Source organism: Streptomyces sp. NRRL S-350 (assembly GCF_000719705.1).
Lineage (GTDB): Bacteria > Actinomycetota > Actinomycetes > Streptomycetales > Streptomycetaceae > Kitasatospora.
The window spans coordinates 1-23,294 of record NZ_JOHO01000066.1 but is presented as its reverse complement, the minus strand read 5'-3'; the positions used below and the strand labels follow the sequence as shown (position 1 = coordinate 23,294).

Below are 23,294 nucleotides of genomic sequence, written 5' to 3'. Positions count from 1 at the left end.
GCCCCACGTCACAGGCGCTGCGGCGGTTCACCCATCCCGTTCGGGCCGTCGGCCAGCAGTCCCGCGCGCTGGGCGAGCAGCGCGGCCTGCACCCGCCCGCCGACCCGCAGCTTGGTGAGGATCGCGCTGACGTGGTCCTTCACCGTGCCGGTCCCCAGGTGGATCCGCACACCGATCTCGGCGTTCGACAGCCCCTCGGCGAGCAGGACCAGCACCTCCCGCTCCCGGTCGGTGAGCCGGTCGACCCGCGCGGCCTCCTCGTCCACCACGGCCGGCCCGCTGCCCGGGTGCCCGCGCAACAGCGTCCGCGACGCCTTCGGTGACAGGACGACCCCGCCCGCCGCGAGGGTCCGCACCTGCGGGGCGAGGTGCTCGGGCTCGGTGTCCTTGAGCAGGAAGCCGGCGGCTCCTGAGTTCAGCGCCGTCAGGATGTACTCGTCCGTGTCGAAGGTGGTCAGCATCGCCACCACCGGCGGCGACGGCAGCGCGACCAGTTCCCGCAGCACGCTCAGCCCGTCCACGTCCGGCATCCGGATGTCCAGCAGGACGACGTCCGGCCGGTGCTCGCGCACGGTCGCGACGGCCTGCCCGCCGACGGCGGTCGCCACCACCTCGATGTCACCCGCCGCGTTGACAAGCGGCTGTTCTCGCTCACCGACGCGGGCCGCGCCGCGCACAGCTGGTGTGGGCGCAGGCCAAGGCGGCCCGCCGTAGGTCACGCCCTGGCGCGACCGAACCAGTCCAGGCAGACCACGAGGGCGTCGTCGTCCGCCACCGCGTGCCGGTAGGCCGACAGCTCGGCCAGTACGGCCCGGGGTACCTCGGCGGCCGGCAGCAGCCGGGTGGCTTGGATGGACCGGACCAGTGCTCGCTCGCCGTACTGCTCGCCGGCGTCCGAGGCGACGCTGTGCACGCCGTCGCTGACGAAGATCAACCGATCGCCCGGCAGGACCCGCTCTCGTTGCACCGTGTAGGGCGTGTCGTCGGCCAGGCCCAGCGGCAACTGCGCCTCCAGATCGATCCGTTCGACCGTGCCGCCGCGTGATCTGAGCAGCCGCGGCGAGCCCGCGTCCACGATCTCGACCTCGCCGGTCCGCAGGTCGAAGCGCAGCAGCAGGACCGCGACGTGGGCGGCTCCCTGGTACTGGCCGTAGATCGCCTGGTCCGCCAGCGCGGCCTGGTCGGCGAGCGACACGCCGGCCCGGCGGGCGTTGCGCAGGGCATTGACGGCGAGGTTGGTGAGCAGTGATGCCTCGATGCCCTCGCCCATGCCGTTGGTGACGGTCAGGGTGAGGAAGTCGCCGGTGGTCGACCAGTCGAAGTTGTCGCCCCGGATGGCGTAGGCGGGCTCCAGCTGCGCGCCGATCGCGTACTCCTGGCGGCGGCAGGCGCGGGCCGGCAGGAGCTGCCACTGCATCTCGGCGGCCAGGGTCAGACGGTCCTTCCGGCGCGCCTGGAGGTAGAGGTCGGTGTCCCGCTCGGCGACGACGATCTGGTGGCCGAGAATCTCCGCGATCTCCGCCAGTTCCTCCACCGCGCCGGGATCGGGTGCATCGCCATCCAGACCCACCTGGAGAACGCCGAGTCGGTCGCCGCGGACCGTGACCGGCAGGTACAGCAGTACTCGGCCGCCGCCGACGGAGGTGGCGAACGGCTGCTGGGAGCCGAACGCCCGCCCGGGATCGCTGGTGTGCACCGCCACCGCCTCGGCGGTGTGCGGCAGCGCGGTCACCTGCTGGAGGAAGGAGAGGCTGTAGTCGGCCATCAACAGCTGGACGTCCCAGGCCGCGTACAGCTCCCGCAGTGCCGCGCGCACGGCGTCGAGCAGGGCGTGCGGGGCAGCGGTGCGCAGTGCACGCTCCACCACTGAGAGGTTGGTCGTCCCTGCTGTCGAATTGGTCGCCATCTATGTTCGCCTTTCCTTCGGCTTCTCTTGCGAGCTTGTCGTACGAGAGGGTGCGGATTGTGCCGGCGGAGCCGGGGCCGTCCGGCGGGGATGTCAGACTGGCCCCATGGACTCCGTATCCCCGCTTCCGCGCGGCGCAGACCCCTCGAGCGTCGCCTCGTCCGTGGTCGAGCTGCTGGAGGTGCTGTGGGGCGGCGGCCGGGACCTCTCGGTGGCACCGGTCTCGGTCTCCCAGCTGCGGGTGCTCTACGTCCTGGAACGCAACGACGGAATCAACCTGCGCACTCTGACCGAGCTGCTCGGCTCGCTGCCGTCCTCGGTGAGCCGCCTGTGCGACCGCCTGGAGGCGGTGGGGTTCGTCCAGCGCACGGCCAGTGCGAACAGTCGCCGAGAGCTGGGGCTGCACCTGACCACGGACGGACGCGCGTTCCTGGCCGACCTCCGTGCGCGCCGGGAGCAGGATCTGGTGGAGGTCCTGGAGACGATGCCGCCGGCCGGGCGTCGGGCCTTGTTGACCGGGCTGGAGGCGTTCCGGGACGCGGCCGATCGGCGGCTGAACGTCGGTACCGACGGGCCGTCCGCCGTCTCGCGCTCGCACACGGCGTAGCCGGGCCGCGGCGAGGTCCGGGGTTCCGCTGGGGCATTCGAATGCCCAAAAACCGTTGCCTAATGGGAAATGTTGTCGTGCGACAACAATTAGCCCTATGGTGAGGACGTGCCGCAGTTCGCGGCCCCGGGCCCCGCTCATCCATGAGGCCCGGTGAAGGGAGGCCGGTATGGCCGAACGACCCCGCACAACCCGACCCGCCGGGACGGCTGCCGCCCCATGCCGAGAGGTGGCCCGTGGCTGACCTCGTGATGGCCGCTCCGAACCGCGACGGCCTCGACCGGCTCGTCGGCATCCTGACCGCCCGGCTCGGCCCCTTCCTGGATGACGACGCACATCCCCGCCTCCTCACGCCGGCACTGCGGTCGGTGCGGCACGCGGTCATCGGTGTCGACGCCTACCTCGTTGCCGTCCAGAGCGGCAGCCCCGCCGCGGCCCACCTGGCCGCCCAGGCCGAGGGCCTGTGGCAGAGCCTGGTAGAGGTCGCCGCGAGCTGGCCGGACCCGCCGCCCCCTGCACCTGGGTCGGGCAGCGGAGGTGCCGTTCAGGCCGCGGTCGGCCCCGCGGAGTGACCCCGCGAACGTTCGTGACACCGGCTGACCTGACGACCGAATCGATCCGGATCGGCGACATGGTCGTGTGCTCGCTCACCGGCGACGTGCTGCTGCACAACCAGCCCGAGTTCGAGCGGGCCCTGGCCGCGGCTCTCAGCGAGAAGCCCGCCGTACTGGCCGTGGACCTGGCTCGCGTTGTCCTGTTCACCTGCGCCGGCCTCAATGTGCTGCTCGACGTCCGCCTCCGTGCTCCCGCACAGGGGACGGCGCTGGTGCTGCTGCAGCCCAGCCGCACGGTGCGCCGGCTCCTCGAACTGACCGACACGGAAACGTTGTTTCCCGTTCTAGCCGCCGTCGATGCGAGGTCATGGGAACTCCGAGGCTCTTCCCCCTCTGGCGTCCCTGTTGCCGATCTCGTCGGGATCAGCCCGCCGACGGGATGTGCGCCAGCAGCTCGCCCTGCGATTCCTCCGGGGAGGACATAGCCCGGGCGATGCGGCTGGGCCTTGCGTACCGGGTCCGAACTTCCCAAGGACAGCGGGCTCGACCTCTCCTGCAGCGCTCCGGTCGGATCCGCCCACCGCACCGGCCGCGCCCGACCGGCCGTCCGCGGCCCCGCCCCGGCTACCACCGGTGAACGGTACCTGTCGACCCGTCAGCCTCTCCCGTCGCGCGCACGGCCGGACCTGCCACCGGCCCGCCCGCACCGGCCGGAAGCCGGGGAATCGCCCCTCGTTGCGACTTCGGCGGCAGCCCCAGACGGGGCCCGGTCTCCTCGTCGAAGTCGTCCAGGAACGCGTGCAGTTGCTCCGCGAGGTGGTCGAGCGAGCGCGTCGCGAACAAGGTCGGCTGGTAGCCCGCGACCTCGAAGGGCTGGCGCAGCACCTCCCCGAGGTCCCAGGGGCGGACCTCGGCCCGGTGCAGGCCGGTCAGCTCACCGTAGGAGGACAGCAGCGCCGCGCCGTACGCCTCCACCCGCCGTCGCCGGGCCAGCACGCCGTACTCCAGGCTGAACCAGTACACCCGGCTGATCAGGTCCAGCGCGTCCTCGGTGTCGACTCGCCGGGCCGCGGCCCCGAACAAGCGGTACAGGTCGGCGAACCACGGCGAGGCCAGGTGGATGCCGTGGCCGAACACGTCGTGGATGATGTCCGGCTCCGGGGTGTACAGCGGCAGCGCGGGATGCCGCACGAACTGCACGGCGTGGAAGTAGCCCAGCGCCATCGAACCGAGGAACCGCTTGTTCGGCACGAACCCGCCGGCGACCGCGAAGTCGAACCCGGTCAGCGACCGAAGCCGGTCACCGACCTCCGCGTGCTGCGGCACGTGGTCCGCCGGGATCGGCGCCACCTCACGCGCCTGCTCCACCGCGGCACACACCCGTCCGCGGTGCGCGACCACCAACGCCCGGTACACCGAACGCCACGTCTCGTGCTCCCGCTCGGTGTACCTGACGCGGCAGGCACGGTCACCGACTTCTCGCCCCTCGGCCAGAACCGCGACCGCGGCGCGGCGCCGCCGGTACACCGGATCGCTCAGGCCCGGATGACGATCAGCCCGCCCGAGACGGCCATCGGGGCTCAGGGGCGTCCGACTCGCGAGATCGGTCATGGGGTTCATGGTCGGACAGCGGCCCACCAGAGACAACCGGGCCACCGGTGACACTTGAAGTCGAGCAGAGGTGCACCGCTGCGCGACCGACGCCGACCCCGAGACCGCCTCCCCTGTTTCGCCCGACCGGCTCGCCCGTGGAGCGTACGGACAGGTGAGCACCCTGGCCTGACGACTCCCGGTGCTGATTGTCGCCAGACCTTCGACGTTGTGTCACGGGGCGGTAACCGGCGTTCGCCTGGGCGGTCGCGTGTGTCAAGGTCGTTGCAGACACCACCGATCGTCCCCCTCCGAGGGGCGGACCGGACAGTGCCGCCGGACGGGGGACGACGATGTCGAAAGTGATGAGGGGTATGCACGCCTGCGCACGAAGACCGGCCACCGCGCTCGTCGCCGCGGTGCGGGCGCTGACCGCGTGCGGTCCCGGCGGTTCGGCCGGCGCCCCGGTGCGCGGAGCCGGGGCGCGGGCTTCCTCCTCCCACGGCCGGCATGCCACCCGGTCCTCCACGTGGAGCGCGACCTCCGCCTCGAACGCCGACAGCAGCTCCGCCGCCGTCCGGCCGGCGGACCCTGTGGGCGCGGGCACCTGAATCCTCACCGGGGTCGCCCTTGCTGAGGTCGGCTCCCGCGCCATCGCGGGCCTGAAGCCGGCGGCGGGATCGGCGGGAGCGGTGGAGGCCCGTTTCCCGCCGCGTGCGAGGCACTGGTGGCGGCCGCCACCACGCCGCGAGAGTTCGCCGGGCGGCATCGGACCCGCGGCGCCTGCCGAGGGCCTGGTGGCGCCGGGTGTCGATGGCGGTGTTCCCGCGCAGGGCCGGCGTCGCGGTCGCTGCGGGGACGGGAACGGTCGCTGCGGGGACGGGAACGGTCGGCGCGGCGGGGCGGGCCCGGGACGGGCTGATGCGGGCGGGAGCGGGAAAGGGCTTGCCTGCGGCCCGGGTTGATCAGGTGAGGCCGACGGCGCGCCGCGGACCGGACCCACAGCCGCAACCGCAACCGCAACCGCAACCGCAACCGCAAGCTCGTCGTGCGGGCGGCCGGCCGTAAGGCTCGATGCCGAGGACTGCGAGGCCCGGCTTGCGGTCGGGTGTGGCATCCGCCACCTCGGCAGCCACCGTGACGCGACCACGCGGTGAACCAGCCCGCAGCCCGCCAGCAGGCGGCCGTCCTCGTGCCGGCCCGCCGAGGAGTGGCTGCGACCAGAACATCCGATACCCAGCCCAGGAAGGCCACCACGTTGACCAGATCCAATCCCACGACCGGGCGCGGGCCCGGATCCGAGGCGGCGTCCCGCTCCGAGGCGGCGTCCGGCTACGAGGCCGGGGCCTTCGGCCATCAGAGGACCGGTGAACAAGGCCGGCTGCGTGCGCTGCAGGACCTGTGGGACCCGTTCACCGAGCAGTACCTCGGACAGGCAGGCGTGCCCGCCACGGCCCGCTGTCTGGAAGTCGGGGCAGGCGCTGGGTCGGTGGCCCGGATGCTGGCCCGGATCTGCCCGAGCGGTGACGTCACCGCGACGGACATCGACACCCGTTTCTTCGCGGACCTCGCGACCGAGGAGCGCATCACCGTCCTGAGCCACGACGTGACCCGGGACGGCTTTCCGACCGGCTCCTTCGACGTGATCCACGCCCGGATGGTCCTGTGCCATCTGGCCGACCCCGCACAGGCGTTGGCCGCCATGGCCGAGTGGCTGCGCCCCGGTGGCCTCCTCCTGGCCGAGGATCTCGACCTGGGGCCCGCCGATGCCTCACCCCACCCGGTGATGCGTCAGGGCCTGCTCGTCGCCGAGCGGACCCTCGGGGCCTCCCAGGGCAGCGATCTCCGCCTGGGCCGACGGTTGCAAGCCCTGGTGACCGGTGCCGGCTTCGTCTTGGGCGGCATGGCGGTGCAGCCGGTGATGATCGGTGCCGGCGGCCCCGCTGACGAGTTCTGGCGGCTGTCGTTCGCACAACTCCGCGACCACCAGGCCCGGAACGGCTCTCCCCTGGCCGACGAGCTGGACGCGGCGCTTTCCTTGATCGACCGACCGGACTTCACGGATCTCGGCATGCACGCCGTCTCCGTATGGGGTCGCAAGCCGGTGCAGCCGACCGGGTAGCCGTCCGGCCCGGCAACTCCGGGGGCGGACACCGCGGCCCCGCTCCGCACATCCCCTCGGCGCTCGAGCGCTGCCCCGACCCGCCCCGTCGTCGCCTCACCATCCCTGAGATCCGAACCCGTGCCGCTCATGTGGAGGAACTCCATGGCTGAACCCCGTACATCCTCTCCGTACGCCTCCTCCGACGTCGACCAGCCGCCTCCCGGCCATCCCCCGCTGCCTGCTGACGCCGTGGCCGTGATCGGGGTGGGCCTGCGCCTGCCGGGCGGCATCCACCGCCTGGACCAGCTCGGGCAGGCCCTGCACGACGGACGCGACCTGGTCGGCACCATGCCCCCGGACCGCTTCGACATCAGTGCCCACCAAGCCCGTCGCTCCGGGAGTCCGGGCAAGTTCCACTCCCTCGCGGGCGGTTTCCTACCCGAGCCGGAGGTCACCGGCTTCGACACCTCGTACTTCGGCATCACTCCCAAGGAAGCCTCCCGCATCGATCCGCAGCAGCGTCTGCTCCTCGAATGCGCGGTCGAAGCCCTCGACGACGCCGCCCTCGACATCCGTGCCCTGGCCGGCACCGAAACCGCCGTCGTCACCGGTGTCTCCAACCACGACTACGCCGACCTGCAGGCGCGCCGCCTGCGTTCGAGCAATCCCTACACCACCACCGGCGGACTCCTGTCGACCACGGCCAACCGCGTCTCGTACGAACTGGACCTGACCGGACCGTCCAGCGCCGTGGACAGCGCCTGCTCCTCCGGTCTGACCGCGCTGCACCAGGCGTGCGAACACCTGCGCACCGGCCGCAGCCCGCTCGCCATGGCAGGCGCGGTGAACCTGATGCTGGCGCCCGGACCCTTCGTCGGCTACGCGCAGGCCGGAGTGCTCTCGCCGACGGGGCGCTGCCACCCCTTCGGCGCAGCGGCCGACGGCTTCGTGCGCTCCGAGGGTGCCGTGATGCTCGTCCTGAAACCCCTGGCCGCCGCCCTCGCCGACGGCGACCGCGTGCATGGCGTCGTCCTGGCCACCGCACTCAACTCCGACGGCCGCACCGTGGGCCTGTCCGCACCGAGTTCACGCACCCAGGCCGCTCTGCTGCGCCGTGTGTACGCCACCGCCGGCATCGACCCGCGCGACGTGTCCTACGTGGAGGCGCACGGCACCGGCACCCTGGTCGGAGACCCCGTCGAGTGCGCGGCGCTGGGGGAGGTGCTCGGCAGCCGACGTGCCGACGCCCCGCTCCCGATCGGTTCGATCAAGTCCAACCTCGGGCACCTGGAAGCGGCGGCCGGGATGGCGGGTGTGCTGAAGTCGCTGATCGTCATCAAGTCCCGTTCCATACCGAGGACCCTGCACGCCGATCCACCCAACCCGAAGATCGACTTCGACCGCCTCGGTCTGCAGCCGGTACTCACCGCCCGCCCCGTTCCCGGCGACAGCCGCGTGGTGGTCGGCATCAACTCCTTCGGCATCGGTGGCGCCAACGCGCACGCCGTTCTGGCCGCACCGCCCGTCCCGGCCGCTCCGCCCGTACCGTCGGTGCCACCGGCCCGCGCTGTCGGCGCCGACGGCGCCGCGCCGGGCGACCCCTCCGCGCCGGTCGCCGGCGCTGCGGCGCGGCCGGTGCCGGTCGTCGTCTCCGCCCACACGGCCCAGGCGCTGACCGCCGCCCTGGAGTCCTGGGCGGAGCACTTCGCCGCGATGGCCGCCGACTCCTCGCAGGGGCCCGAGGCCCTGTACGACGCCGCCTTCACCTCGTGCCGGCGACGGACCCGGCGCCGCCACGGCATGGCGTTCTTCGCGACCGGTCCCGCCCAGGCCGCGGAGGTCCTGGCCCGGGCGGCCCGGGGGCAGGAAGCCGCCACCGCCACCGAACGTCTGGTGAGCGGAGGCCGGATCGGCTTCGTCTTCTGCGGGAACGGATCGCAGTGGGCCGGCATGGGGGCCGAACTCCTCGGCCGGGACGATGCGTTCACCAGCGAAGTCGACGCCGTCAGCGACGAGCTCGAGCCCCTGCTCGGCTGGAGCGTGCGCGAGGAGATGGCCTGCGCCGACGCCTCCCGTTGGGACCGCACGGAAGTCGCGCAGCCGATGCTGTTCGCCGTCCAGGCGGGCCTGGTCGCCGCCCTGGCCGCCCGCGGCGTCGATCCGCACGCCGTCATGGGACACAGCGTCGGGGAGGTGGCCGCCGCGTACTGCGCGGGTGGCCTCACCCGGGCGCAAGCCTGCCGCGTCATCGCCGCCCGCAGCCTCGCCCAGGCCGCCACGGCGGGCTCGGGCGGCATGGCCGCGGTGGGCCTGAGCGAACACGCCGCCAGGGAAAGGCTCGAGCAGGCTCAGCTCACCGGCCGCGTCGAGATCGCCGCGATCAACTCCGACCAGGACGTCACCCTCGCGGGCCCGCACGAGGACCTTGCGGCCCTCGGCGCCGCACTGGATTCCGACGGCGTCTTCTTCCGGGACCTGCGCCTCGACTACGCCTTCCACACCGAAGCCATGGCGCCCGTGCGTGACCAGTTGGCTCGCGCGCTGGAATCCCTGACCCCCCGGTCCTTCCGCATCCCGATGGTCTCCTCGGTGACCGGCCGCCTTGAGTCAGGGCAGGCCCTGGACGCCGAGTACTGGTGGGCCAACATCCGCCGCCCCGTCCGCTTCCACCAGGCCGCCACCGAATTGACGGCCGGGGACGCCGCCTGCGACGTCCTGGTCGAAGTCGGCCCCCACCCCGTGCTGACCGCCTATCTGCGGCGCGCCACCGCCGACGCCCCCGCTCCCGGCGTGATCGTTCCCACGCTGTCCCGGACGTTCGCCACCGTGGACGCGCTGCAGCGGACCGCCCTGCACGTACTCGCCGCCGGGGCGGCGGTGGACTGGGACGGCTACTTCCCCCGTCCCGGCGCGGTGGCCGACCTGCCGGCGGTGGCGTGGCAGCGCGAGCGGCACTGGAACGGGGACGCGTCCTGGTGGCAGGAAGACGCCCCCGGTGAGAATGCCGCCGGTCCCCACCCCCTGCTCGGCTCCCGCCAAGCCGGGCCGGAGGCCACGTGGTCGAACCGTCTGGACGCCGACCGGCTGTCCTGGATGGAAGACCATCGGGTCGCGGACGCCGTCGTCTGGCCCGCCGCAGGCTTCGTGGAAATGGCGTTGGCCGCCGCCCGGAGCCGACACGACGGACCACTCGAAATCACCGGCCTGTCCATCGACCGGGCCCTGACCCTCGACTGGAGCACCGACTCCGCAAGCCCCGAGGACGGGGACGACGACATCCACCTGGCCACCCACCTCTCCCGGGACGGCAGGCTCACCATTCGAAGCCGCACCGGCGAACAGGACTGGACCGAGCACGTCCGCGCCGGCGTGCGGAGCCTGCTGCGCCCACAGCGCCCCCCGCTGGACGTCGCGGCCCTGGAACGCCGGCTGCCGAACCGGCATCCCGCCCCGGAGCACTACGCAGCCGCCCGTCGGGCCGCTCTCGACTACGGGCCGGCGTTCCGGACCGTCACCCACCTGCACACCGGGGCGGAGGAGACCGTAGGACGCTACGAGTCCACCGCACCGATCCGGCCCGAGCCCGGAGTCATCGCCCACCCCACGCTGGTGGACGCGGCCCTGCAGAGCTGTCTGCCGCTGATGTTCACCGCGGACCGCCCCGCCCCGTTCCTGCCCGCCCGCATCACCACCGTCCGCAGCTGGCGGACGCTGCCCTCCTCCGGCTTCAGCCACGTCACCCGCGCCACCGGCCCCGAAGGCCTGTGGGACATCGCCGTGTGCGACGACGACGGCGAGGTGTGCATGGAACTGCTCGGCTGCGAACTGCGACGCCTCGAAACCGTGACCGCCGACGGGCCGGACCGCCTCACCGAAGTCCTGCGCGCGGTGCCGCTACCCGGCCGACCCGAGCCCGGCCGGAGCCCGCTGCCCGCCCCGCAGTCGCTGCCGGAACTGGTCAGGGGGCAGAACGACGCCCGACTGGGCCGGCTGCACCGGATCAGCGACGCGCTGCGGCCACGCCTGCTCGAAGCCTGCGCCCACTCCACCGCCCGGGCCGTGCGCCACCTGCTCCCAGCCGCGAAGCACTCCTCGTTCGGCCTGGCCGACCTCATCGAGGCGGGGGTCGAGGCCAAGCACGCGCGGCTCCTGGAGGTCCTGCTGCCCCAAGCCGTCAGTGCCGGCGTCCTCACCGCCACCGGGCCCGGCGTCTGGAGCAGCCCGGCCGCACCACGCCCCGAGGCACTGTTCAGCCGGCTGCTCGAGGACTTTCCCGGCCAGTCCGTCACCGTCCTCACCTACGGTGTGTGCGGGGACCGCCTCGCCGATGTCCTGACCGGTGACGCCGACCCCCTGGAGCTCCTCTTCTCCGACGCCGACAACCTCGCCCAACGGTTCTACGAGGCCGGCGCCTTCTTCGCCCCGCACACCCGGGCGCTCGTCGGGTGGATCCGCGGCGTCGTCGCCGGTTGGCCCACCGACCGGCCGCTGCGCATCCTCGAAGTCGGTGCGGGCACCGGCGCCACCACCGCGGCCCTGCTGCCGCACCTGCCTCCGGAGCGCGTCCACTACACCTTCACCGACGTGTCACCCGCGTTCTTCCCCGCCGCCGAGGAGCGCTTCCACGCCTATGACTTCCTCACCCACCAGGTCCTGGACGCAGGCAGCGACCCCGTGGCCCAAGGCTTCGAGCCGGGTGCCTACGACCTCGTCATCGCCGCGAACATCCTGCACGCCACGAGCGACATCTCCCGCGCGCTGCGCGGCATGGCCACCCTGCTCGCGGACGGCGGCCACCTGATCGCCCTGGAAACCCACAGCACGGAACTCCTGGCTCCGGTGTTCGGCCTGCTGGACTCCTTCTGGCTCCCCACCGACCAGGACGTCCGGCCCGACGGTCCCCTGGTGCCCTACGACCGCTGGCCCGACCTGCTCGCCGACTGCGGCTTCGCGGCCACCGGCCAGTACGACGACACCGCCGCCGACCGGCCCTACGTGTCCCTCGTCGTCGCGGAGCGCGGTGCCCGCGCCGTCCCCGACGAGGCAACGGACCGTACCCGTCCTGACGCATCGGGCGGGCGACGGGCCTCCGCCGCCGCAACCGCGCCCGATCACCCGACGCAGCGGTCCTGGCTGCTCAGCACGCCCACCGCCGACGCCCCCACCGGGTTGGCGCACCGACTGGCCCGGGCCCTGCTCGCCGCCTGCCCCCGGAGCCGCGTCCACCACGTCCCGGCGGCAGGCGGTGCGGACTCCTGGGCCCGCGAACTGACCGCTGCGGCAGACGGAGCCGAGGGCCGCCGACCGGTGAGCGACGTGGTCCTCCTCGCCGAACCGGCCGGCGAAACGGGACCACGGCAACGCACCGACCACGCCGTGCGGCAGCTCGCCGCGCTGCGCGACCTCACCCGGGCCTGGGGCCGGAGCCCGCGGTCAGGCGAAGGGAACCTGCGCGTCTGGATCATCGACGCCGACAGCCAGCAGCCGCCCACCCCGCCACCCTCACCCCACGGCGCCCCCCTGTGGGGTGCCGCGCGAAGCTTGGCGAACGAACACCCCGCACTGAACGTACGTCGCATCGCCCTGACCGAGCCGGGCAACGACGACACGTTCCAGCGCCTCCTGCACGAACTGCACCACCTCCAGGGCAGCGCAGCCGCGGCGGGCAGCCCCGAGGAGTCCGTCGACGACGAAGTGGTCCTCACCCCGCGAGGGCGGTTCGCCACTCGGGTCACCACGCTGCCCGCCACCGCGGCCGCATCCGGATCCGAACCCCACTACGCACTGCACGTCGACGCCTCCGGACGACACCCCGTCTTCACCTGGCGCGCCACCACCGCATTCCACCCGGCCGAAGGACAGGTGCTCATCCGTACCGCGGCCGCGGCGCTGAACCACCACGACCTGCTCACCGCGACCGGCAGCAGCCCCCGGCCCGCAGCCCGGCGCCGCGGATTCCTCGGCCTCGGCCTGGACTGCGCGGGCGTCATCACCGCGGTCGGCCCCGGGGTCACCCACCTCGCACCGGGCGACCGCGTCGCGGCCATGGCCCACACCGCTCTGGCCTCCCACGTCCTGGCTTCCAGCGATCACGTCGTACCGCTGCCCGACGCGATGGCGTTCACCGCGGCAGCCACCCTGCCCACCGCGTTCCTCACCGCACACCACGCCCTCCAGCAGTGCGCGGGCCTCACCGAGGACGACACCGTCCTCGTGCACGCCGCCGCCGGGGGCGTCGGGCTGGCCGCCCTGCAACTCGCGAGGCTCGCCGGCGCGCGCGTCATCGCCACGGCCGGCACACCCGCCAAGCGGAGCCTGCTGCACCTGCTGGGCGTCGAGCAGGTGCTGGACTCGCGCACCCTGGACTTCGCCGAACAGGTCGCCGACCTGACCGACGGCCGCGGCGTCGACGTCGTCCTCAACTCCCTGCCCGGCGAGGCCCGGCAGCGCAGCCTGCACCTGCTCGCCCCGCAGGGACGTTTCATCGAACTCGGTCGACGCGACGCGGAGCGGGACGATCCGCTGCCCGTTTCCCCGCCGGCCCGCAACGTCTCGTTCTTCGAAGTGGACACGCTGGACCTGCACGACCGGCAGGCGCCCGTGGTCCGGCGCCACTTCACCGCGCTGGCCGAAGCCGTCACCACCGGCCGCTGGCGGCCGGTGCCCCATCACGCGTTCCCCGCGGAACGCTTCGGGGAGGCGTTCAGCCTGCTGAGCCACGCCCGGCACATCGGGAAGGTCGTCATCACGTTCGACGCCCCACCACCGGTCGTCGACTCCGCGCCCGCGAGCGCACTCGACGCCGACGCCGCCTTCGTCATCACCGGTGGCCTCACGGGATTCGGTGCCGCCACCGCCCGTCACTTCGCCGCACGCGGCGCCCGCCACCTTCATCTCGTCGGACGCCGAGGCGCCCGCACTCCCGGCGCGGCGGGACTGCTCGACGAGCTTCGCGCCATGAACGTCGAGGTCACCGTGCACTGCGCCGACGTCACGCGGCCCGGCGCCCTCGACCCCGTGCGCACCGCCCTGCGGGAACGGCGCCTGGGCGGCGTCGTGCACGCCGCCATGGTCCTCGCGGACGCTCCCTTGACCGACTGCACCGACACCCGGCTGGAGGCCGTCCTCGCCCCCAAGATCGCCGGACTCCACGCACTCGACGCTCTCGCCGAAGAGCACGATCCCGACTTCTTCCTCGCCTACAGTTCGGTAGCCGCCCTCGACGGCAACATCCAGCAGGCCCCCTATGTCGCCGCCAACGCCGCGATGGAAGCGCTGATCCGAGCCCGACACCGATGCGGCAGCCCCGCCCTCGCCGTTCAATGGGGCGTCATCGCGGACGCCGGATACGTCCACCGCACCGGACGTATCGACGAGATGGCCTCCTACGGCATGGCCCCCGTCTCCGCCACCGACGCGCTCACCGCACTCGACCGGCTTCTCGACACCCGAACGGCACCGGTCGTCGCACTGGGCCGCTTCGACTGGGACAGCATCAGCCGCGTCCTGCCCGCTCTCAGGGCGCCCAGGACCGGCGCGCTGCTCCGACAGCATGAGGTGAGCACCGACAGCCTCACCTCGCTGCGCAGCGAGGTGGCCGTGCTGAGCGAAGACGAGGCCATCGTCCTGATCGAGGACAAGGTCGCCGAGCTTGCCGCCGCCGTCCTGCACACCCCCGTCGACCGCCTGGACCGCACCAGCCGCCTCGACCTGCTCGGCATCGACTCCCTGATGTTCCTGGAACTCTCCGCGGCACTGCGCCGGCACCTCGGCTGCGACATCCCCACCCTGGAACTGATGGGCGCCGCGCACCTGCCCGACATCGCCAAGCGAGCCCTGTACCGCCTCCGGCAGCCGGGCCACGCCGACCCCGCCAACACCGTCGCCGTCCCGGAGCGGAGTGAGCACGCATGAACACCCTTGGAGCGGACAGCAGTTCGGCCCGCCTGACCACCGCCGTCGACCAACCCGACTTCGTCGCACTGAGCCCGGCCGCCACCGGCGACGGACACCTCCTGCGCCTCTACTGCATGCCGCCCGCGGGAACGAACGCCACCTACTTCCAGGCCTTCACCGCCCACCTGCCGACCACCGTCAGCGTGCACGCCCTGCAACTGCCCGGACGTGGACGCGCCGTCGGCACGGCGGTGCACACCGACCCGCACCGCCTCGGCCGGCTCCTCGCGGAGCGCATCCGTCAGGGCGACGACGGCCACCCGTACGCCGTGTTCGGCCACAGCGTGGGGGCCCTCGTCGCCTACGAGACCGTCAAGTGCCTCATCCGGCAGGGCCACCGCCCACCCACCCTGCTCGCCCTGTCCGCCATGGCCGCCCCCCACCACCCCGAGTTCACCACAAAGGCTCCGGAGGTCCTGCTCGGCGGCCGGGAGGGGATCGAGAAGCTCTTCGGCCGCCTACCCGACCACGTCGACCACGACCCCAGGGCACTGGTCAACGCGTGGATACCGATGCTCGCCGATCTTCTGCTCGCCCTGCAGTTCCCGCCCCACCAGGGACCACCGCTGGACGCCCAACTCGCCCTCTACGGAGGCGAGGACGATCCCGTCATCTCCCCGGAGGCCCTGGCCGGTTGGAACGACATCAGCAGCCGACCGGCGACCCCGCGCCTCTTCCCCGGCGATCACACCTACCCCCTCGACGACGTCGCGGCGCTCAGTGCCCGGCTCACCGTCGACCTCGCCGCCTCCCTGCGGGGGTGGACGTGTCCGATCGGCGGCTCCGGCTCACCGTCGGGGGAATGCCCGATCACTGACCTCGGCCCCGCGCGGTGACGCGAGTGGGAGGTCTGGCGGGAGTCCGGTCCCGCCAGACCTCCCACAGGGACGGGAAGGGGGGCGGTGTGCCACGACGGTGTGCCACCACCCGGGGAGCGGGGCAGGGTGGAGGCGGGAACCGATCCCAGGGCCGAACGCCCCCGTTCGCCACGGGCCGACCAGGGCGGCCCGGCCGACCACCGCGGGCCGGCAGGCCCCTCTCCCAGGGCCTTTCGGCCCTGATCGCGCTGCTGGGGACGTTCGGCCCAACGCGGCGGCGGTCGGAGTTGGTAAACCGGTCCTGGCCCGTCCGACGGTGCCGCTCCCCTCACTCCGCACCCCTCCCCTGGAGTAGCCATGCTCACCGCCGAATCGGCTGCCGTGATCCGCGCGACCCTGCCCGTCGTGGGCGCCGCGTTGGACGAGATCACCACCCGCTTCTACGCGAGGATGTTCGCCGACCGGCCGGAACTGCTCGACGGCATGTTCAACCGCGGGAACCAGGCCAGCGGCGCGCAGCGCCAGGCCCTCGCCGGCTCCATCGCCGCCTACGCCGGCGCTCTGGTGCACGATCCCGAGGCCGCCCCGGAGGCGCTGCTGGACCGGATCGCCCCCAAGCACGCGGCGGTCGGGGTGACGGAGGAACAGTACGCCGTCGTCCACAAGTACCTGTTCGCGGCGATGGCCGAGGTGCTCGGCGACGCGGTCACCCCCGAGGTCGCCGCCGCCTGGGACGAGGTGTACTGGCAGCTGGCCGGCGCCCTGGTCGCCCGCGAGGCCCGCCTCTACCAGGCTGCGGACGTGACGCCCGGCGACACCTGGCGGCCGTGGACGGTGGTCGAGCGCCGGGACGAGACCCCGGACACCGTGTCCTTCCTGCTGTGCCCCGCCGACGGGCGGCCCGCGCCGCGCGCCCGCGCCGGGCAGTACGTCAGCGTCCGCCTGCTCATGCCCGACGGCGTCCACCAGCTGCGTCAGTACAGCCTGTCCAGCGACCCGGCCGGCGATGGCGACCTGCGTCGCATCACGGTCAAGCGGGTCCGCGGCGACGGCACGCCCGACGGCGAGGTCTCCAACCTGCTGCACCTGCGGGTGCGGGCGGGCGACCGGCTCGTCCTCTCGGCGCCGTTCGGCGACGTGGTCCTGGAGGACGGCGACCGGCCCCTGGTGCTGGCGTCTGCCGGGATCGGCTGCACTCCGATGGTCGGCATGCTGGACCACCTGGTAGCCACCGGCTCCACCCGCACCGTGCTGGTGCTGCATGCCGACCGCTCCCCGGCCGACCACGCACTGCGGTCGCAGACCCGTCGCCTCGTTGCGGAACTCCCGGGCGCCCGCGCCGTGTTCTGGTACGAGCACCCCGGCGCCGAGGAGCCGGACGCCGAGGTCGGACTGATGGACGTGGGCGAACTGGCCCTGCCCGCGAACGCCGACGTCTACCTGTGCGGCTCGCTGCCCTTCATGCGTGAGGTCCGGGCCCGGTTCCGCCAGGCCGGTGTGCCCGGTGACCGCATCCGGTACGAGGTCTTCGGCCCCGACCTGTGGCTGCCCGAGACCGCCGACGCCTGAACACCACGCCGATAGCCCGGCCGGGTGAATCCGCCCCCTGCGTCGCGGACGCCGGGGGCGGCCGTGCTCAGCGGGCTTCCCGTGGGAAGACGCACGACTGACCATCGACAGAGAAAGGCTCCTGATGCGTACCGATCAGTGGGACAGCCCCCGCGCCCGCGCCGTGCTGGGCGAGCGGGAACTCGCAGAGCTGGACGCCCAGTGGCGTGCGGCGAACTACCTGGCCGTCGGGCAGATCTACCTGATGGCCAACCCGTTGCTGCGTGAGCCGCTGCGGCCCGAGCACATCAAGCCCCGCCTGCTCGGCCACTGGGGCACCTCGCCCGGGCTGAACCTCGTGTACACCCACCTCAACCGGGTGATCGGGACCCGCGACCTGGAGGCGATCTGCGTCTGGGGCCCCGGTCACGGCGGCCCGGCCGTGCTGGCCGGCTCCTGGCTGGACGGCAGTTACACCGAGCACTACCCCGACGTCACCCGCGACGAGGCGGGCATGGCCAAGCTGTTCCGGCAGTTCTCCTTCCCCGGCGGGGTGCCCAGCCACGTCGCTCCCGAGACGCCGGGCTCGATCCACGAGGGCGGCGAGCTGGGATACTCGCTCGCCCACGCCTACGGCGCCGCGCTGGACAACCCCGAGCTGGTGGTCGCCTGCGTGATCGGCGACGGCGAGGCCGAGACCGGCCCCCTGGCCGCCTCCTGGCACGCGAACAAGTTCCTCGACCCGGTGCACGACGGCGCCGTGCTGCCGATCCTCCACCTGAACGGCTACAAGATCGCCAACCCCACGGTGCTCGCCCGCCTCCCGCACGAGGAACTGGACGCGCTGCTGCGCGGCTACGGCCACGAACCCCTCCACGTCACCGGCGACGACCCGGCCCAGGTGCACCAGGCGATGGCGGCCGCCATGGACGCCGCTCTCGACCGGATCGCCGCCGCCCAGCACGCGGCGCGCGCCGAGGCCGCCACCGAGCGCCCCCGCTGGCCGGTGATCGTGCTGCGCACCCCCAAGGGCTGGACCGGCCCCCACGAGGTCGACGGGGTGCCGGTGGAGGGCACCTGGCGCGCCCATCAGGTGCCGCTCGACCAGGTCCGCGACAACCCCGGGCACCTCGCCCGGCTGGAGGCGTGGCTGCGCTCCTACCGCCCCGACGAGCTCTTCGACGAGAAGGGCCGCCCGGTGCCGGAGGTGCTCGCCGGCCTGCCCCACGGGCCACGCAGGCTCGGGGCGAACCCCCACACCAACGGCGGACTGGTCACCCGCCCGCTTCCCGTCCCGCCCCTGGAGAAGTACGCCGTGGCGGTGGACAAGCCTGGCGCGACCCTGCACGAACCCACCCGAGTGCTGGGCGGCCTGCTGGCGCAGCTCATGGCCGACACCGCCGAGCGGCGCGACTTCCGCCTGGTGGGCCCGGACGAAACCGCCTCCAACCGGCTCCAGGACGTCTACGGCGCCACCGGCAAGGCCTGGGAAGCGGAACTGCTGCCCACCGACGAACACCTGGAACGCGGCGGCCGGGTGATGGAGATCCTCTCCGAGCACGTCTGCCAGGGCTGGCTGGAGGGCTACACCCTGACGGGCCGCCACGGCCTGTTCTCCTGCTACGAGGCGTTCGTCCACATCGTCGATTCGATGGTCAACCAGCACGTCAAGTGGCTGCGCACCACCCGCCGCCTTCCCTGGCGCGCGCCCGTTCCCTCGCTGAACTACCTGCTCACCTCGCACGTCTGGCGCCAGGACCACAACGGCTTCTCGCACCAGGACCCGGGCTTCGTCGACCACGTCCTCAACAAGAGCCCCGAGGCCGTCCGGGTGTACCTCCCGCCGGACGCCAACACCCTGCTCGCCACCGCCGACCACGTGCTCCGCTCGAAGGACTACGTCAACGTCGTCGTCGCGGGCAAGCAGCCCTGCCACGACTGGCTGTCCCTGGACGAGGCCCGGGTGCACTGCGCCCGCGGACTGGGCATCTGGAACTGGGCCGGCACCGAGGACGGCACCCGCGAGCCCGACGTGGTCCTCGCCTGCGCCGGGGACGTACCCACCCTGGAGGTCCTGGCCGCCGCCGACCTGCTCCACCGCCACCTGCCCGAACTCGCCGTCCGCGTCGTCAACGTGGTCGACATCGCCCGCCTGCTGCCCGCCGAGGAGCACCCGCACGGCATGCCCGACTCCGAGTTCGACGCGGTCTTCACCCGCGACAAGCCCGTGATCTTCGCCTACCACGGCTACCCGTGGCTGATCCACCGCCTCACCTACCGCCGCAACGGGCACGCCCACCTCCACGTCCGCGGCTACAAGGAGATCGGCACCACCACCACGCCGTTCGACATGGTGCTGCGCAACGACCTGGACCGCTACCGCCTGGTCATGGACGTCATCGACCGCGTGCCCGGCCTGGCCGTACGAGCCGCGCACGTCCGTCAGCTCATGGCCGACGTCCGCACCCGCCACGACGCCTGGGTCCGCGAACACGGCACCGACCTGCCCGAAGTCACCGACTGGACCTGGCCCCACTGACCTGCGGAGGGGCCTGAACGTCGAGGAGGAGGCATCCGGCCGGGTGCCGGCGGGATCGACCGTCATTCCCTGCCCGATGCCGGCCCACGGGCAGCCGAGGGACCGGGCGCGCCGGTGCGCCCGGTCCCTCGCCGCTCCTCGCTCGGCCGAACCGCCCCAGCCCTTCGGCCCCGCAGCCGGGACCTTCGACACCTGACCGCCGCCGGCCGCCCGGCAAGAGACTGGACGAGCGAACAACGCCAGTCACCCACAACGTACTTGGGAAGGAAGGCCGCGCCATGGCCGTTCACCACGCGGACACCACCCGCTTCTCCCACCGGTTCGGCATCAGGCTCCGCCCCACCGCTACCCGCTCGGCGTGGCGCCGCCGCCGAGCCGGTGGCCGGACGGCTGCCCGTTCGACGCCGTCGGGGTCACGGGTTGCCGACGCCGTCGCGGTCACGGGTTGCCGAGGGCGGCTTCCTCCCGGTCGAGGTCGTGCTGGACGCGGCGGCGGGTGGTGTCGCTGATCCGGTGTTCGTCGTAGAGGCGGTGCAGCTCGGTGCTCTGGAGGGCGATGACCTCGCGGCGCAGCTGGCGGTAGGCGGTGTCGGCGGTGCTGCCGTCGGGGGTTTCCGGGGTGTGGTCGAGGCGGGCGGTGAGGGCGCGGCGGACCCGGTCGAGGGCGGTGTCGGGTGCGGCTTCCAGTTCGGCGAGGTGTTCGACGTGCTGGAGGGCGGCGCGGTTGAGGGCGTCGCGGGCGTCGTCCTCCTCGCGGGCGGTGTGTTCGGGTTCGAGGGCGAGGCCGGAGCGGTTGACGACGGCGGCGAGGGTGAGGCCCTGGACGACGAGGGTGAAGACGACGACGGCGGTGGTGAGCACCAGGACGAGGGGCCGTCCGGTGAGTTTGGTGCCGTCGTCGGCGAGCAGCGGGATGGACAGGGCCGCGGCGAGCGGCATGACGCCGCGGGTGCCGGCCCAGGTGACCACCCCGGCGACCCGCCAGGAGAGCCGGCCCCGGCCGTGGCTGGGTTTGACGGCGCGGGTCAGCGGCAGGGTGGAGAGCACCCGCACCGCGATCAGTACGGCGGCCAGCGCGAGCGCCTGCAGCGGCCACCAGCCGGTGCCCGGGGGAAGGTCCCGTACGAGGGTCGGCAGTTCCAGGCCGACGATGCTGAAGACGACGCTCTCGAGCAGGAACACCACGACCGCGTAGACGGCGTGCAGCTGCAGCCGGATGTGCGCGTCGGTGAGGCGGCGGCCGGACCGCCCGAGCAGCACGCCCGCGACCACGACGGAGGTGACGCCCGAGGTGTGCGCGGACTCCGCCAGCACGTACGCCGCGTACGGGGTGACCAGCGCGATCACCGTCTCCAGCACCGGGTCGGTGGTGCGGCGACGCACCAGCCACACCAGGCCTGCGACGGCTGCACCGACCAGGCTGCCGCCCCCACCCAGCAGCAGGAACTCCCCGCCCGCCGCCGGCAGGCTGACCGAGGCGCCGACGGCCACCGCGATGCCGGCGGCGACCTTGAACAGGACGAGCGAGGTGGCGTCGTTGAACAGGCTCTCCGCCTGCACCAGCACCTGGAGCCGCCCGGGCAGCGCGAGCCGGCGCCCGAGTGCGGTGACGGCCACCGGGTCGGTGCTGGACAGCACGGCGCCCAGCACGAACGCCATCGCGGGCGGCAGGCCCGCGACGGCGACGGCGGTGAAGCCGACGGCGGCGGCGGAGGCGAAGACCAGGCCGAAGGAGAGGATGGTCACCGGGCGCCAGACCGTGCGCAGGTCGCGTAGCGACAGCTCCTCGGCGGAGGCGTACAGCAGCGGCGGCAGGACCACCGTGCCGATGATCTGCGGTGGGATGTGCAGGGCGGGGACGCCGGGGACCAGCGCCACGGCGATGCCGGCCAGGACCAGCAGTGAGGGGGCGGGTACGCGCAGGCGCCCGGCGAAGGTGGCCACGGTCGTGGCCAGGACCACCAGGACGAGAACGATCGCCACAACGTGCATCGGTGGAAGGACCCCATCGCGAGATCGGGGGTCACTGCCGCCGAATGCCGCAGTCATCCCCCGCGCCGACCAGGCTTCCCGGCACACCTAGGGTCATCTTATCGGAGCGTTAGCGGGGGGAGGCGGCGTCCGATCGCGGGATGCCGGAGCGCGACCGGACCGAACCGGGCGCGACCACGGCGCCCAGCGGCTCGGCCGGACACGCTCAGGCGAACTCGCGCAGCCGCGGCCGCTCGGCCAGCCCGGCCAGCCCGGCCAGCGCGGCCAGCGCGGCCAGCCCGGCGAGCGTTCCCAGCGCGAGCAGCCGGGGTCGGGGTTCGGCAAACGGTCCGCCGCCAGGCCCCACGCCCGGGCGGCGAACCGTTTCCGCACAGCTCACGCCAGGTGCGGCCGAACACCCGTCCGCCCGCCCTGACGAGTCCCTGACGCTCCCGGGAATCATCTTGACGAAGCATTGGCGGCGGTCGGGGCGCAGGTGAGCCTGGGATCAGATGGTGATCCACTCGGTGGAGGTGGTGACCTCCTCCAGGACTTCGGGGAGCGGTTCGACGCCCAGGCCGGGGCCGGTGGGGACGTCGAGGTGACCGTCGGCGAGTTCGAACGGCGGAGTGATGTCGGTGGCGAAGTACCGGCTGGATCCGGAGGTGTCGCCGGGGAGGGTGAAGCCGGGCAGGGCGGCGAGGGCGACGTTGGCGGCGCGGCCGATGCCCGTTTCGAGCATGCCACCGCACCAGACGGGGATGCCGTGGGCGCGGGCGATGTCGTGGATGCGGCGGGCCTCCAGGTAGCCGCCGACGCGGGCGGGCTTGATGTTGATGACGGAGCAGGCGCCGATGGAGATCGCGGCTGCCGCGTCGGCGGCGGACTCGATGGACTCGTCGAGGCAGACCGGGGTGCGCAGCAGTTCGGCGAGCCGGGCGTGCTGGACGATGTCGTCGTTGGCCAGCGGCTGTTCGATCAGGAGGAGGCCGAAGTCGTCGAGCTTGGCGAGGTGTTGGGCGTCGACCAGGGTGTAGGCGGCGTTGGCGTCGACCTGGAGCACCAGGTCGTCGCCGAAGCGTTCGCGGACGGCCCGCACCGGTTCCAGGTCCCAGCCCGGTTCGATCTTCAGCTTGATCCGGGCGTAGCCCTCGGCGATGAAGCCGTCGACGGCGTCGAGGAGTTCGGGGACGGAGTCCATGATGCCGACGGAGACTCCGCAGGGGACCCGGTCGCGGGCGGCACCGAGGTAGGAGCCGAACGACTCGCCGGTGGTGCGCAGGTGGGCGTCGAGGACGGCGGTTTCCAGGGCGGCTTTGGCCATGCGGTGGCCGGTGAAGGGCTCCAGGACGCGGCCCACGGTGTGGGCGTCGATGCCGTCCTTGGGCAGGGCGGGGATCAGGAACTTCCGCAGGACGTCCTGGGCCGCGTCGACGTACTCGGAGCAGTAGCGGGGTTCTGACATGGCGGCGCACTCGGCCCAGCCCTCGCCGTCCGCGGTCGCGACGCGCACCAGCAGCACGTCGCGTTCGGTCTCGGTGCCGAAGGACGTACGGAAGGGGGCGCGCAGCGGGATCCGGATGCGGCGGAGTTCGATGCCGGAGATCTTCATCAGGGGTGGCTCCTGGTGGGAGGGGAGGCGGGGGTGGGAGGGCCTGTCTCTTATACACATCTGACGCTGCCGACGAAGAGGATAGTGTA

At 72.9% G+C, this 23,294-nt stretch carries 14 protein-coding genes; 8 read left to right on the top strand and 6 right to left on the bottom strand.

All coding sequences use genetic code 11. The features are described 5' to 3' along the window. Window positions 1-8: 8 nt before the first annotated feature. Together IF30_RS0134645 and IF30_RS0134640 are read right to left on the bottom strand one after the other, a co-directional pair. On the bottom strand, window positions 9-677 hold the full coding sequence (locus tag IF30_RS0134645; RefSeq protein ID WP_030245959.1) for a response regulator: 669 nt from the start codon (window positions 675-677) through the stop codon (window positions 9-11). Window positions 678-715: 38 nt separating this feature from the next. Next, complete coding sequence (locus tag IF30_RS0134640) at window positions 716-1,906, bottom strand: PP2C family protein-serine/threonine phosphatase (protein WP_051711843.1); 1,191 nt, start codon at window positions 1,904-1,906, stop codon at window positions 716-718. Window positions 1,907-2,012: 106 nt separating this feature from the next. On the opposite strand from IF30_RS0134640, the gene IF30_RS0134635 reads away from it, so the two are divergent. The 3 genes from IF30_RS0134635 to IF30_RS44200 all read left to right on the top strand — a co-directional run bounded on the left by IF30_RS0134635 (window position 2,013) and on the right by IF30_RS44200 (window position 3,552). Next, window positions 2,013-2,513 carry a MarR family winged helix-turn-helix transcriptional regulator gene (locus IF30_RS0134635; protein WP_063752902.1) on the top strand — a complete coding sequence of 167 codons (501 nt, stop codon included), beginning with the start codon at window positions 2,013-2,015 and terminating at the stop codon, window positions 2,511-2,513. A gap of 236 nt (window positions 2,514-2,749) precedes the next feature. After that, the gene (locus IF30_RS0134630; RefSeq protein ID WP_030245954.1) at window positions 2,750-3,085 is read left to right on the top strand and encodes a hypothetical protein; all 336 of its coding nucleotides are present in this window, start codon (window positions 2,750-2,752) and stop codon (window positions 3,083-3,085) included. Window positions 3,086-3,099: 14 nt separating this feature from the next. Beyond that, window positions 3,100-3,552 carry an STAS domain-containing protein gene (locus IF30_RS44200; protein WP_158835728.1) on the top strand — a complete coding sequence of 151 codons (453 nt, stop codon included), beginning with the start codon at window positions 3,100-3,102 and terminating at the stop codon, window positions 3,550-3,552. A gap of 139 nt (window positions 3,553-3,691) precedes the next feature. On the opposite strand, the gene IF30_RS0134620 is transcribed toward IF30_RS44200, so the two are convergent. Next, a complete protein-coding gene (locus IF30_RS0134620) occupies window positions 3,692-4,678 on the bottom strand; it encodes a phenylalanine 4-monooxygenase (protein ID WP_078891944.1) in 987 nt (328 codons plus the stop codon). 1,132 nt (window positions 4,679-5,810) lie between these two features. Here IF30_RS0134620 and IF30_RS0134610 point away from each other — a divergent pair. The 5 genes from IF30_RS0134610 to IF30_RS0134590 all read left to right on the top strand — a co-directional run bounded on the left by IF30_RS0134610 (window position 5,811) and on the right by IF30_RS0134590 (window position 19,622). Next, complete coding sequence (locus tag IF30_RS0134610; protein WP_324605681.1) at window positions 5,811-6,779, top strand: class I SAM-dependent methyltransferase; 969 nt, start codon at window positions 5,811-5,813, stop codon at window positions 6,777-6,779. A 144-nt stretch (window positions 6,780-6,923) separates the two neighbouring features. Continuing rightward, entirely contained in the window at window positions 6,924-14,675 is a 7,752-nt protein-coding gene (locus IF30_RS0134605) for a type I polyketide synthase (protein ID WP_234322955.1), read from the top strand. Next, window positions 14,672-15,553, top strand: coding sequence for a thioesterase II family protein (locus tag IF30_RS0134600; RefSeq protein WP_030245943.1), 882 nt, complete (start codon window positions 14,672-14,674; stop codon window positions 15,551-15,553). Before IF30_RS0134605 ends, IF30_RS0134600 begins: the two co-directional genes overlap by 4 nt. A 339-nt stretch (window positions 15,554-15,892) precedes the next feature. After that, entirely contained in the window at window positions 15,893-17,104 is a 1,212-nt protein-coding gene (locus tag IF30_RS0134595) for a globin domain-containing protein (protein WP_030245941.1), read from the top strand. 124 nt (window positions 17,105-17,228) lie between these two features. Then, window positions 17,229-19,622 carry a phosphoketolase gene (locus IF30_RS0134590; RefSeq protein WP_030245939.1) on the top strand — a complete coding sequence of 798 codons (2,394 nt, stop codon included), beginning with the start codon at window positions 17,229-17,231 and terminating at the stop codon, window positions 19,620-19,622. A gap of 438 nt (window positions 19,623-20,060) precedes the next feature. On the opposite strand, the gene IF30_RS0134585 is transcribed toward IF30_RS0134590, so the two are convergent. The 3 genes from IF30_RS0134585 to menC all read right to left on the bottom strand — a co-directional run bounded on the left by IF30_RS0134585 (window position 20,061) and on the right by menC (window position 23,205). Continuing rightward, a complete protein-coding gene (locus IF30_RS0134585; protein WP_030245937.1) occupies window positions 20,061-21,614 on the bottom strand; it encodes a Na+/H+ antiporter in 1,554 nt (517 codons plus the stop codon). Window positions 21,615-21,819: 205 nt separating this feature from the next. Then, a complete protein-coding gene (locus IF30_RS48260; protein ID WP_158835725.1) occupies window positions 21,820-21,960 on the bottom strand; it encodes a hypothetical protein in 141 nt (46 codons plus the stop codon). 141 nt (window positions 21,961-22,101) lie between these two features. Further along, complete coding sequence (menC, locus tag IF30_RS0134575) at window positions 22,102-23,205, bottom strand: o-succinylbenzoate synthase (RefSeq protein WP_030245935.1); 1,104 nt, start codon at window positions 23,203-23,205, stop codon at window positions 22,102-22,104. Window positions 23,206-23,294 lie beyond the last annotated feature (89 nt).

What these genes read in the sequence shown, in the direction of transcription:
- IF30_RS0134590 (WP_030245939.1), top strand. Translation starts at nt 17,229, where the DNA reads ATGCGTACCGATCAGTGGGACAGCCCCCGCGCCCGCGCCGTGCTGGGC.
- IF30_RS0134640 (WP_051711843.1), bottom strand. Translation starts at nt 1,906, where the DNA reads ATGGCGACCAATTCGACAGCAGGGACGACCAACCTCTCAGTGGTGGAG.
- menC (WP_030245935.1), bottom strand. Translation starts at nt 23,205, where the DNA reads ATGAAGATCTCCGGCATCGAACTCCGCCGCATCCGGATCCCGCTGCGC.
- IF30_RS0134620 (WP_078891944.1), bottom strand. Translation starts at nt 4,678, where the DNA reads ATGACCGATCTCGCGAGTCGGACGCCCCTGAGCCCCGATGGCCGTCTC.
- IF30_RS0134635 (WP_063752902.1), top strand. Translation starts at nt 2,013, where the DNA reads ATGGACTCCGTATCCCCGCTTCCGCGCGGCGCAGACCCCTCGAGCGTC.
- IF30_RS0134600 (WP_030245943.1), top strand. Translation starts at nt 14,672, where the DNA reads ATGAACACCCTTGGAGCGGACAGCAGTTCGGCCCGCCTGACCACCGCC.
- IF30_RS0134605 (WP_234322955.1), top strand. Translation starts at nt 6,924, where the DNA reads ATGGCTGAACCCCGTACATCCTCTCCGTACGCCTCCTCCGACGTCGAC.
- IF30_RS0134585 (WP_030245937.1), bottom strand. Translation starts at nt 21,614, where the DNA reads ATGCACGTTGTGGCGATCGTTCTCGTCCTGGTGGTCCTGGCCACGACC.
- IF30_RS0134595 (WP_030245941.1), top strand. Translation starts at nt 15,893, where the DNA reads ATGCTCACCGCCGAATCGGCTGCCGTGATCCGCGCGACCCTGCCCGTC.